The 12,861-nt window shown below is 35.7% G+C and carries 8 protein-coding genes and 1 tRNA gene; 8 read left to right on the top strand and 1 reads right to left on the bottom strand.

Features of this window, described 5'->3' with window-relative positions:
- Positions 1 to 84: 84 nt before the first annotated feature.
- Both Ana3638_RS18115 and Ana3638_RS18110 read left to right on the top strand, forming a co-directional pair.
- Complete coding sequence (locus tag Ana3638_RS18115) at positions 85 to 4,620, top strand: PolC-type DNA polymerase III (RefSeq protein WP_161839289.1); 4,536 nt, start codon at positions 85 to 87, stop codon at positions 4,618 to 4,620.
- 377 nt (positions 4,621 to 4,997) lie between these two features.
- Positions 4,998 to 5,069: transfer RNA gene (locus Ana3638_RS18110), tRNA-Glu, on the top strand.
- Between the two features lie 228 nt (positions 5,070 to 5,297).
- On the opposite strand, the gene Ana3638_RS18105 is transcribed toward Ana3638_RS18110, so the two are convergent.
- Positions 5,298 to 5,555: a hypothetical protein gene (locus Ana3638_RS18105; RefSeq protein ID WP_161839288.1), complete on the bottom strand. Its 258-nt coding sequence runs from the start codon at positions 5,553 to 5,555 to the stop codon at positions 5,298 to 5,300.
- A 318-nt stretch (positions 5,556 to 5,873) separates the two neighbouring features.
- Between Ana3638_RS18105 and Ana3638_RS18100 the strand changes: the two genes are divergently transcribed.
- The 6 genes from Ana3638_RS18100 (at position 5,874) to Ana3638_RS18075 (ending at position 12,826) form a co-directional block, all read left to right on the top strand.
- Positions 5,874 to 6,503: a flagellar brake protein gene (locus Ana3638_RS18100; RefSeq protein WP_161839287.1), complete on the top strand. Its 630-nt coding sequence runs from the start codon at positions 5,874 to 5,876 to the stop codon at positions 6,501 to 6,503.
- 303 nt (positions 6,504 to 6,806) lie between these two features.
- Complete coding sequence (gene alaS, locus Ana3638_RS18095) at positions 6,807 to 9,446, top strand: alanine--tRNA ligase (RefSeq protein WP_161839286.1); 2,640 nt, start codon at positions 6,807 to 6,809, stop codon at positions 9,444 to 9,446.
- A gap of 141 nt (positions 9,447 to 9,587) precedes the next feature.
- Complete coding sequence (gene rpsU, locus Ana3638_RS18090) at positions 9,588 to 9,764, top strand: 30S ribosomal protein S21 (RefSeq protein WP_033166800.1); 177 nt, start codon at positions 9,588 to 9,590, stop codon at positions 9,762 to 9,764.
- A 464-nt stretch (positions 9,765 to 10,228) separates the two neighbouring features.
- Positions 10,229 to 10,483: a sporulation protein YqfC gene (yqfC, locus tag Ana3638_RS26875; RefSeq protein ID WP_281352953.1), complete on the top strand. Its 255-nt coding sequence runs from the start codon at positions 10,229 to 10,231 to the stop codon at positions 10,481 to 10,483.
- Positions 10,484 to 10,539: 56 nt separating this feature from the next.
- Positions 10,540 to 11,781: a sporulation protein YqfD gene (gene yqfD, locus Ana3638_RS18080; protein ID WP_161839284.1), complete on the top strand. Its 1,242-nt coding sequence runs from the start codon at positions 10,540 to 10,542 to the stop codon at positions 11,779 to 11,781.
- A complete protein-coding gene (locus Ana3638_RS18075) occupies positions 11,756 to 12,826 on the top strand; it encodes a PhoH family protein (protein ID WP_161839283.1) in 1,071 nt (356 codons plus the stop codon). The genes yqfD and Ana3638_RS18075 overlap by 26 nt, the downstream gene beginning before the upstream one ends.
- The last annotated feature ends 35 nt before the right edge of the window (positions 12,827 to 12,861 follow it).

Here is a 12,861-nt window from a genome sequence, read left to right as displayed (position 1 = left end):
GTTTCAAACAAATAATAAAACTGTTATAATAAGATTATCGTATGTAAATTTTGGTGTAAATTAGATAAGAAAAGGGGCTTAAATATGGGTATGCTTTTTTTTGAAGTCTTTGACCAGTTGTCAGAGCTTCCAAAAGATTTAGTGAATCTTTTTCAAGAAGTTATAGTTGAAAAAGTGTCCGTATCTAAATCTACTGCGGAAGTGAAAATATATATGCAGAGTAATCGGCTGTTACAAAGACAGATTATTAAAAAAATGGAATATCAAATTAAAAAACAGCTTTTTGCTTCAGCTCCTAATTCTGTTGTATTATGTGATAATTACATATTATCTGCACAATATACACCGGAGAAATTATTTGATATTTACCAAAACAGTATATTAGAAGAATTTCGGGAAAGAAGCATTTTAGAATACAATGTTTTTGAATTAGCTGAAATTACTTTTGAAGAAAATGTCCTTATTTTTAAATGTGAAGAAAACTTTCTTATCAGAAAAATATCAGGTGATATCATAAAACATATAACGGATATATATAAAAACCGGTTCCATTTCGATGTTACAGTTCGTTTTGAATATTATGAACCAGAGAAAAAGGAGGAAGCCGATAAACCGGAATATGAATTTGTTACCAGAACAGGCGGGATTAGTTATAAAAATACCTCTTCTTATGCCAGAGCAGAGCAAAATAATGCGGATGATTTGGCAGCCGCCGCTTATATACAGGAACGAAACGAAATTCAAATGTCTCAGGGAGGAGAAACAGTTAAATCATCAAACGAGAATAAAACTGTTTCTAAGGAAACCACCGGTGATAATAAAAATAGTAAATCGAAAACTCCCTATGACAAAAATAAATACAGTTATAAAAAGGCAATTAATGATCCGGACACCATCTATGGTAAAGGGTTTGATGGAGAAGCAGTACCTATTTCGGATGTTCAGGATGAAATAGGAGAAGTTGTTATCCGTGGTAAGATATTAAATGTAGAAGCCAGGGAACTTAGAAATGAAAAAACCATTATTATCTTTACCGTTACAGATTTCACTGATTCCATTCAGGGTAAAATTTTTCTTAAGACAGAAGAATCGGCAGAAGTAATCAGTGTGTTAAAAAAAGGCCAGTTTATAAAGCTTAAAGGTATGGCTTTAATGGATAAATATGACCATGAGGTTACTATCGGTTCTATTGTAGGTATTAAGACAATTCCGGATTTTACTACAACCAAGATGGATACCAGTCCTGTCAAACGTGTTGAGCTTCATGCTCATACCATGATGAGTGATATGGATGCTGTAGTAGATGTCAAAGACCTGGTAAAGAGAGCATTTGCGTGGGGCCATAAAGCGGTTGCGGTTACGGATCATGGAGTAGTACAATCTTTTCCGGAAGCGAATCATACGTTAAGTAAAAAAGATTATCCGGAATCTGAATGGGACAGACTTAAAGAATTTAAAGTAATCTATGGTGTAGAAGCATATTTAGTTGATGATTTAAAGGAAATTGTTGTGAATCAAAAGGGACAATCCCTGGATGATTCTTATGTTGTATTCGATATAGAAACAACAGGGTTTGGCCCGGTAAAGGACAAGATTATAGAAATAGGAGCGGTAAAAGTAGTAAACGGTGAGATTATTGATAAATTCAGTACTTTCATTAATCCAGAAATACCGATTCCATATGAAATTGAAGAACTCACCGGTATAAAAGACGAAATGGTGTTAGATTATCCTACCATTGATATAATTTTACCTAAGTTTTTAGAGTTTTGTTCAGGAAGCGCTTTAGTAGCTCACAATGCTAATTTTGATGTCAGTTTTATTATAAAAAAATCCGAAGAACTGGGAATCGAAACAGATTATACCGTTATAGATACGGTTGGTTTAGCCCGCATTCTTTTGCCGGATTTAAGTAAATATAAATTAAATCATGTGGCAAAAGCTTTAAATATTTCTCTGGAAAATCATCACCGTGCGGTAGATGATGCCGGTGCGACAGCAGAAATCTTTGTTAAGTTTATTGCCATGTTAAAGGACCAGGATATACATACGATCGATGAAATAAATACTTTGGGTAAGTTATCACCGGATGCCATAAAGAAACTTCCCACTTATCATGCTATAATTTTAGCAAGGAATGATATTGGAAGAGTTAACTTATATAAACTAATATCACTTTCTCATATTGAGTATTATAGTAAACGGCCCCGTATACCAAAAAGTTTATTTATGGAAAACAGGGAGGGTTTGCTTATCGGTTCTGCCTGCGAAGCGGGAGAATTATATCAGGCTATTTTAAGGGAACAGCCGCCGGAAGAAATTAACAGACTGGTAAATTTTTATGATTATTTGGAGATACAGCCATTAGGTAATAACGAATTCATGATAAGAAGTGATAAAATAAATATTAATTCAAAAGAAGAATTAATGGATATTAACCGCAGAATTGTGAAATTAGGCGAAGAATCGAGTAAGCCGGTAGTTGCTACCTGTGACGTACATTTTATGGATCCGGAGGACGAGATATACCGTAGAATCATTTTAGCCGGTAAGGGATTTAAGGATGCGGATGACCAGGCGCCATTATATTTCCGTACAACCGAGGAAATGCTGGAAGAATTTATGTATTTAGGCAGAGATAAAGCGTATGAGGTCGTTATTACCAATACCAATAAAATTACAGATATGATTGAAAAAATTTCTCCCGTACGTCCGGATAAATGCCCTCCGGTAATTGAAGATTCTGATAAAACCCTGAGAGAAATCTGTTATAATAAAGCGCATTCCATGTATGGTCCGAATCTGCCGAAACAGGTGGAAGAACGTTTGGAACATGAGCTCCATTCTATTATTACCAATGGTTTTGCCGTTATGTATATTATAGCGCAAAAACTTGTTTGGAAATCCAATGAAGACGGATATCTGGTAGGTTCCAGAGGTTCCGTAGGTTCCTCCTTTGTTGCTACTATGTCAGGTATAACCGAGGTTAATCCGTTAGCGGCCCACTATTACTGTACGAACTGCTTTTATTCGGATTTTGATTCCGAAGAAGTAAAAGCATATTCCGGCAGTTCCGGATGTGATATGCCTGATAAACTATGTCCGGTATGCGGAAAACCTTTAAGCAAAGACGGCCATGATATACCTTTTGAAACTTTCTTAGGATTTAATGGAGACAAGGAACCGGATATTGATCTTAACTTTTCCGGTGAGTACCAGAGTAAAGCTCATGATTATACGGAAGTTATATTTGGTAAAGGACATACTTTCCGTGCCGGAACCATCGGTACGCTGGCTGATAAAACCGCGTATGGATATGTTTTAAAGTATTATGAGGAAAGAGGTCAGCATAGAAGAAGGGCGGAAATCGAACGTATTGTATCCGGCTGTGTCGGAGTCAGGAGAACTACCGGCCAGCATCCGGGAGGTATTATCGTATTGCCTCACGGAGAAGAAATCTATTCCTTTACACCGGTACAGCGTCCGGCTAATGATATGACAACGAAAACGATAACCACTCATTTTGATTATCACTCCATTGACCATAATCTTTTAAAACTGGATATTCTGGGGCACGATGATCCGACCATGATTCGTATGTTGGAAGATTTAACCGGATTAGATGCGAAAACCATCAGGCTTGATGATGAAAAGGTTTTATCCTTATTTGACAACTTAAGTGCACTGAATTTAAAACCTGAGGATTTGGGAGGATGTGATTTAGGATGTCTTGGTATTCCGGAGTTTGGTACGGATTTCGTTATGCAGATGCTTCGTGATACGAAACCAAAGAATTTCTCCGATCTGGTAAGAATATCCGGACTATCCCATGGTACCGACGTTTGGCTGAATAATGCCCAGACATTAATTACAGAAGGAAAATGTACCCTTGGAACAGCAATCTGTACCCGCGATGATATCATGACATATCTCATTCACACCGGGGTAGACAGCGGCCACTCCTTTAAAATAATGGAAAGTGTACGTAAAGGTAAAGGCCTTACCCCGGAAATGGAAGAAGAAATGCTTGCAGCGGGAGTACCGGACTGGTACATCTGGTCCTGTAAGCGTATTAAATATATGTTCCCGAAAGCCCATGCGGCAGCTTACGTAATGATGGCATTCCGTATCGCTTATTTTAAGGTATATTACCCTTTGGCTTATTACGCTGCTTATTTTAGTATCCGCGCCTCTGCATTTAACTATGAATTAATGTGTCTTGGCCGTGAAAGGCTGGAACGTTATATGGCGGATTATAAGAGAAGAAGCAACGAATTATCCAAGAAAGAACAGGATAGTTTAAAAGATATGAAGATTGTTCAGGAGATGTATGCCAGAGGTTTTGAATTTATACCAATTGATATTTACAGGGCAAAAGCTCATCATTTTCAAATAATTGATAATAAATTAATGCCCTCCTTAAGTACCATAGACGGACTGGGTGATAAAGCGGCAGATGCGGTTGTAGAAGCAGTAGGTGATGGTAAATTCCTGTCCAGGGATGATTTCAGGAGCCGCTGCAAGGTTAGTTCTACAGTTGTAGACTTGATGGTGGACTTAGATTTATTGGGTGATTTACCGATTTCCAATCAGATTTCCTTAATGGATTTTTTACAGTAAGATATTTATTACTTATAGATATGGGTTCTAATGCGTGTAATATCGTTATTATGTTTATATAGTGATAAAATACGGATAATATTACGGCTGGTAATATAAAAATTTGCAGATATGATGATTATTATATGAAAAGGGCTTAAAGAAATATCATATGGTTATTTTAATCAGAAACAGGTTGATCTAATAGTTTATAAGAATAATTAATCAGCATATCTGCAAATAAACGAATGAATTGAGTATATTAATCATACATTGAAACAGAAATAGAACCATAAGATATTTTGTTATATTGAGTCTATTATTAAAACTTTTTGAAAAACTTTAAAAATAGTACTTGCAATCTGATTGAAAATGTTATATAATACTAACTGTTGTAAGGCTCATTGGTCAAGTGGTCAAGATGTGGCATTCTCAGTGCTGAGACAGGGGTTCGACTCCCCTATGAGCTGTTCTAATTTCATAGGTATTATTAATTTACTGAAACTATTTTTATATGTTTCAGTTTTTTTAACCAAAAATTAAAAAGAAAATTAACCGAAAGAAACAAGCTTTGTGAGTTTCATCGGTTCGCGTGAGCGTTCAAATTATTCCAGGAAAACTTACCAATTCTCACTTTGCTTTTACGGAAATAAAAGGATAGGCATTTATCTGCCTATCCTCTTAAGCAATATTAAATATTACTTATAAGTGTCATGATATTTGTTTGAAGACTTAAAAATATAAATTGGGCATAGAACCCTCCATTTTTTGTGAATCGAATTTTTGGAATTACCGGAACGTATTAACCGGTAATAAGAATAATCCAACACCTTATTAAAAATAAATACTGTTACAGCAAAAATAACTACCCAGGGTATAATGGGTTCAATTGGTAGTAAAAAGTATTTTATATAAGTATTCCAAATCATCTCATTGGTTAATAAATCAGCTAACATATCCTACCTCCGTTTCCACAGCGTAAAATGCCTGCTTTGGGCAACTGCCATTTAGATTACATATAGTATAGTGTATAAGTGTGTAACTGTAAAGTTAGAATTTGATTAAAATGAAAATTCTAGCAATAATTTAGTGAATAATCTCTCTTGTATGACAAATTACGACAAATACATATATTAATTCAGAATGAATTATCTAAATTTGTTCAAATATAGAGAATTGTGTAAGATTATGACGAGTAGATATTTCCATATAATTCCTATTTAGTTTGATAATCGGCTGCCTATATGATAAAATTCCTATAGGAGGGGAACAGTATGAATTTAATTGATTTACCGGATAACGCAAAATTGGAGCTTCGTTTTACATTTAAAAGTAAGAATTATAGTATGGAAGTTGAAATACAGATGAAAATAGTAAATACTATATTCATACAAGCAATCAGCTGTAACGGAGCACCTATAGATAATATGGGGGTTAACGATCCGGTTTTAATTTACAAAACTGAAAAGGGATTATATTTATTTAAAGAGGCAGCATTTAAACTAGTACATATTAAAGGAGTTAACATGTACGCCGTAACCTGTCAAAATGAAGCAGATAAAGTAAATCGGCGTGCAGCATACCGAGTATATATGAATGAGCCTGTAATTCTTAGGATAACCAAATTTAACAGAAATAAAATTGAACTATCGGGGATACTAAAAGATCTAAGCCTAACCGGTATGGGTATCATTTTACCTTATAAAGGAGATGATATACAAACAATAGAGATACAACTGGAATTGGGGAGAAATACCGATATAAGTTTAGTCGGTAGAGTTGTAAGGATAAAAGAGCTGGCTAATAATAAAGGATATCTATATGGCTGTAGTTTTCAGACACAAAAAGATGCACTAAGCCGATATATTTTCAGCCGGCAAGTACGCAATAAGATTCATAATTAACAATAAAAAGCAGGATTCGTTCCTGCCTTTCTTTATTTCAAAGGAAATTGCGTCCTATGAGATAAACCGCTTCCTTTGGAGCGGTGAGGCAGCCCGGAATTATGTTGCTGGCGCAACCCGCCGCAGGCGGAATATCCCGCATGGGGGATACTTTCTTGTACCGAAAGTACATGAGTATTTGTATTCACATTCTGTACATTTTATTGACAAATATTTAATTAATACTTATAATAAATTACTAGCGATTCACCTAATTTAGGGAATTAACGATATATGATAAATTATGCGCAGGAGGCAAATAGAGTGAAGGCATATGGAGTAAATGAACTAAGGAAAATGTACTTAGATTTCTTTGAAAGCAAAGGTCATCTTAAAATGAACAGTTTTTCTCTTGTTCCTCAAAATGACAAGAGTTTATTATTAATTAATTCAGGTATGGCACCATTAAAACCATATTTTACCGGACAGGAGATTCCACCCCGGAAAAGAATAACTACCTGTCAGAAATGTATCCGTACCGGCGATATTGAAAATGTTGGTAAAACAGCAAGACATGGTACTTTCTTTGAAATGCTTGGTAATTTCTCATTTGGTGATTATTTTAAAACAGAAGCAATTCATTGGTCCTGGGAGTTTTTGACGGATGTAGTAGGACTTGAAGCTAACTGCTTATATCCTTCCGTTTATTTGGATGATGATGAAGCTTTTGATATATGGAATAAAGAAATCGGTATCCCGGCAGAAAATATCTTCCGATTTGGTAAAGCGGATAATTTCTGGGAACACGGTGCAGGTCCTTGTGGTCCTTGTTCTGAAATCTATTATGACCGAGGCGAAAAATATGGCTGCGGTAAACCGGATTGTACGGTAGGCTGTGATTGTGACCGTTATATTGAAGTATGGAATAACGTATTTACCCAGTTTGAAGGAGACGGCAACGGTAATTATGCGGAATTGAGCAATAAAAACATAGATACCGGTATGGGTCTGGAGAGACTGGCAACAGTAGTACAAGATGTAGACTCTATATTTGATGTGGATACAATAAAAGCTCTTCGTGACAAAGTATGTGAAGTAGCAGGTGTTACCTACAAGATGGATGCAAAAGTTGATGTATCCATACGACTGATTACGGACCATATCCGTTCCGTGACATTTATGATTTCAGACGGTATTATCCCATCTAACGAAGGCAGGGGTTATGTTCTTAGAAGATTATTAAGACGTGCTGCGAGACATGGAAGATTATTAGGCATCAAAGACCGTTTCCTTGCGACACTCAGTACAACGGTAATAAAAGAATCCAAAGACGGATATCCGGAATTGGAAGAGAAAAAGGATTATATCTTAAAATTATTGACTATTGAAGAAGATAATTTTAACAAGACCATAGACCAAGGACTAACTATTTTAACAGAATTAGAAGATACCATGGTAAAGGAAGGAACGAAAACCTTATCCGGTGAGGATGCTTTTAAATTATATGATACCTATGGATTCCCTCTTGATCTGACCAAGGAAATATTAGAGGAAAAAGGGTTCGAAGTTGATGAAGAAGGCTTCCAGAAAGCAATGAAGGTCCAGAGAGAGACCGCAAGAAGTGCACGTGCCGTTACAAATTATATGGGAGCAGATGAAACCGTATACCAGCAATTAGATCCAAGCTTAACTTCCGTTTTTGTCGGATATAATAATGTTACCCATTCCTCAAAAATTATTGCGTTAACTACGGAGACAGAAGTAACGGAGGAATTAATCGCAGGTCAGAGCGGAACTATATTTACAGAAGAAACTCCGTTTTATGCAACCAGCGGTGGTCAGGCAGCCGATACCGGAATTATTTCTACGGCTGATGCAGAATTTGAAGTGGAGGATACCATTAAATTACAAGGCGGCAAAATCGGACACGTTGGTAAAGTAACTAAGGGTCTGTTTAAATTATCAGATAAAGTTGATTTAACAATAGATGTTAACAGAAGATTAGCAACCGGCAAAAATCATAGTGCTACCCACCTTTTACAGAAAGCTCTTCGTTTAGTATTAGGTTCCCATGTGGAACAGGCAGGTTCTTTAGTAACCAATGAAAGACTTCGTTTCGACTTTACTCATTTTTCTGCCCTTACTAAGGAAGAAATCCAGAGAGTAGAAGAAATCGTCAATAATGAAATAGCTGAAGCTTTACCGGTTCATACTGATATTATGACGATTGAAGAAGCCAAGAAGACCGGTGCAATGGCACTGTTTGGTGAAAAATACGGGGATAAGGTACGAGTAGTATCCATGGGTGATTTCAGCAGGGAATTATGCGGCGGTACTCATGTAAGTAATACGGGAAATATATTGGTATTTAAAATTGTATCTGAGACAGGTGTAGCTGCCGGTGTCAGAAGAATTGAAGCACTTACTGCTCACGGTGTTTTCTCTTATTACAGTGAACTGGAAAAAGAATTAAATATTGCAGCTAAAACAGCTAAAACTGAACCTGCTAACTTAACAAAGAGAATTGAAGCCTTACAGGAAGAAATTAAAATTTTATCTTCTGAAAATGAAAAATTAAAAAATAAACTAGCAAAAGAAACATTAGGTGACGTAATGAATCAGGTTACGGAAGTGAAAGGTGTTAAATTATTAGCTGCGAAAGTACCTGATGTAGATATGAACGGATTGCGTAACCTTGGCGATCAGTTAAAGGATAAATTAGGTGAGGGTGTAGTAATCTTAGCTTCTGCAATGGAGGATAAGGTTAATTTAATAGCTATGGCAACGGATGATGCAATGGCGAAAGGCGCTCATGCCGGTAACCTTATTAAAGAACTGGCAGTCTTAGTAGGCGGCGGCGGTGGCGGCCGTCCTAACATGGCACAAGCCGGCGGTAAGAATCCTGCAGGAATTGATACTGTTGTTGAAAAGGCACCAAAAGCTTTAGAAAATCAAATAAAATAATTCATAAAAAATTAAAACCATGTATAAAAAATGGTTGACGAAACAAAAATTTATGCTATAATCATAATAGTGCTATTCAAAAAATACCCAAACAGTTGTATAGGCACAATACACAACTGGAGGGAGGTTAGGTGTGAGACTATGTCAAATGTTATTGTAAAAGATAATGAGACTTTAGATAGTGCTCTACGTCGATTCAAGAGAAACTGTGCGAAGGCAGGTATTCAACAAGAAATCCGTAAAAGAGAGCATTATGAAAAGCCGAGTGTAAGACGCAAGAAAAAGTCTGAAGCAGCTCGTAAGCGTAAATTTAAATAGTGGATAATATCTACAAAGGTAAGCCCTTGAGCCCATATGGTTCAGGGGTTTTTATTTGCGTAATGGTGAAATGAGCAATCATCAAGCTTGCTTGAATGATTGTGAATGAACCTGCGACCCTTAGAAATTCGTAAAACGAATTTCTAAGGGTTAGCGCAGGCAAAGTGAGTATGATACAAGAACACCCGCGAACCGTAATAAATTCGCACTTCGGATTTCTTCCGGCTTGTGCAGGTAAAGAGCTCCTATTTGAGCCTGATATTGTAATTATTACGGTTTTTGCATAAGACATGATTTATTCCCATATATTCTATAATAGTACTTAAATAGTATGGAGTGGTATGGATGAATAAAAAACTCAAATCCAATCATAAGAAATTCAAACAAAAATCCAATAAAGAATTATATGATCATATTAATAAAAAGAAAAAAAGGAAGAAACAGAACGTACAACTTATCTTGAAATTCTCTCCAGTCAATTAAAACTCCCTTCCGATATGCTGGCAGGAGCTCCTATCGTTACTGCACTAGGCAGAAATGAGGTATGCATTGAGAATTATAAAGGGATTCTTGAGTATAACAGCGCTCTGATTAAAATTCTTACCAAAATCGGCAGTATTCATGTTGAGGGTAAAAATCTCAATATTTCCTATTTTACTAACGACGAAATGAAAATAACCGGCATGATTCATTCCATTAATTATGTAAATAATAAATAATCCTGCATAATTAACCAAAAGCAAAATCTTAAATTTTTAGTATTGGAGGTCTAAACATGCTGATAAAGCTATTTCGCTGGTTACGCGGTTACTTATTGATAAGAATGAAAGGTCAGTCTCCGGAGCGATTTATAAACCTATGTAGTAATCGATACATATTTCTTTGGGACTTAAATAATTATGAGGGTGATTATGAATTTCGCATTATGCTAAAGGATTACTTAAAACTAAAACCCATCGCGAAAAAAACAGGAACAATACCGTATATTAAAAAAAGATATGGTTTACCGTTTATTATTCATAAATATCGAAAGAGAAAAGGATATGCAGCCGGGATTCTGCTTTTTTGTGTTATACTATACATACTTTCTCTCTATATATGGGATATTAGTATATTAGGTGGGCATTCTTATACACCGGAGGCTATGTTAAAATTCTTAAAATCCAATGAAATTTATATAGGGTTGCAGAAAAAAAACATTGATTGCCAGGAAATTGAAGAATTAATACGAGGTACTTATAAAGATATCGGGTGGGTTTCTGCCGAAATAAAAGGTACAAGGCTAATTATTAAAATTACGGAAACGAATATGCCGGCACCTGCAGTTACGGCAACAAAGAATTGCCACATCATAGCGTCAAAAGATTGTATTATAACAAAAATAATTACCCGGACCGGAACTCCCAAGGTAGAAGTAGGATCAGTAGTCAAAAAAGGCACAATACTTGTATCCGGTGTTGTAGATATAATAGGCGATAATGATGTTTTGTTAAATCGTAAACCGGTAATTGCCGATGCAGACGTAATAGGCAAAACTTTATATAACTATAAGGATAAGATACCTTTAAATTATATCCAAAAACAGTACACCGGAAGAAGTAAAACCGGTTATAATGTTTCATTTTTTCTTAAAAAAATAAATTTATATAAACCTAGAATTCCTTATAGTAAGTATGATATAATTGTGAATGAATCTATACTTCATCTGACTGACAATTTTTACCTTCCAGTCAGCTATTCCGAAATCAGGTATCCGGAATATGAAGAAATGAAAAAGAAGTATACAAAAGAGGAAGTAACGGCTTTAGCAAGAGAGCGATTAAAACGTTTTTTAGATGAATTAGTTGAAAAAGATGTTTTAATAATTGAAAATAATGTTAAAATAGCAATAGAGAATAATACCTGTATAACGTCTGGAAAAATAGTGGTACAGGAGTCTGTAAAAGATTTTAAATCTATTGACGACAGCGAGTGGAGGATTATAGATACAGATGAGTCTAATGGAAACGATAATTGATGTGCCGGCTGAACATGAAAAAAATGTATTTGGACAGTTCGACGCTTATGTGAAGATGATTGAAAAGACTTTAAATGTTACTGTTATAGTAAGAAACGGCGAGATAAAACTGATTGGAGAAAATGATAACGTTACTAAGGCAAAGAGTGTGTTTGTGCAGTTAATTGAATTATCCAGAAGAGGGAATACCATTACAGAACAAAATGTTAATTATGCACTTTCCTTATGTTTTGAAAATAGAGAATCTGCCATCGTTGAGATTGACCAGGATTTAATATGCCATACGATATCGGGTAAACCGATAAAGCCGAAAACTTTGGGACAGAAGTCCTATGTGGATTTAATCCGTAAAAAGATGATTACCTTTGGAATCGGCCCTGCTGGTACCGGTAAAACTTATTTAGCAATGGCAATGGCAATTACAGCGTTTAAAAATGATGATGTGAGCAGAATCATATTAACGAGACCTGCAATCGAAGCAGGAGAAAAGTTGGGTTTTTTACCGGGAGATTTACAAAGCAAGGTAGATCCGTATTTAAGGCCTTTGTATGATGCTTTATATCAGATTATGGGTGCGGAAGGATATCTTAAGAATACGGAAAAAGGTCTGATTGAAGTTGCACCTTTAGCGTATATGAGAGGCAGAACGTTAGAGAATGCGTTTATTATCTTGGATGAAGCACAGAATACAACTCCTGCACAGATGAAGATGTTTTTAACACGTATCGGATTTGGATCAAAGGTTGTAATTACAGGGGACTTATCCCAAAAAGACTTACCGGTCGGTACACAATCCGGTTTGGATACCGCAATAAAGGTTTTAAGCAAAATTGAGGATATAGGATTTTCTTATCTAACCGGACAGGACGTTGTAAGACATCCTTTGGTTCAAAAAATTGTTATGGCTTATGAGGCATATGAAAGTAAAGTCAGTAAAGCAGATGTAAAGGAAAGTCGTTTGAAATTCCAAAGAAAACATGTAAATGGCACCAAGGTAACTAATTATCAGCGTAATTCGGATAAATCAAATAGACGAAAAAGATAAAAGTTTGGTAACTATTCAGCACACCAATCCGCAGT

The organism is Anaerocolumna sedimenticola, assembly GCF_009931695.1.
GTDB classification, from domain to species: Bacteria; Bacillota; Clostridia; order Lachnospirales; family Lachnospiraceae; genus Anaerocolumna; species Anaerocolumna sedimenticola.
The sequence above is the reverse complement of the archived record's forward strand: the minus strand, read 5'-3'. Positions and strand labels throughout refer to the sequence as shown.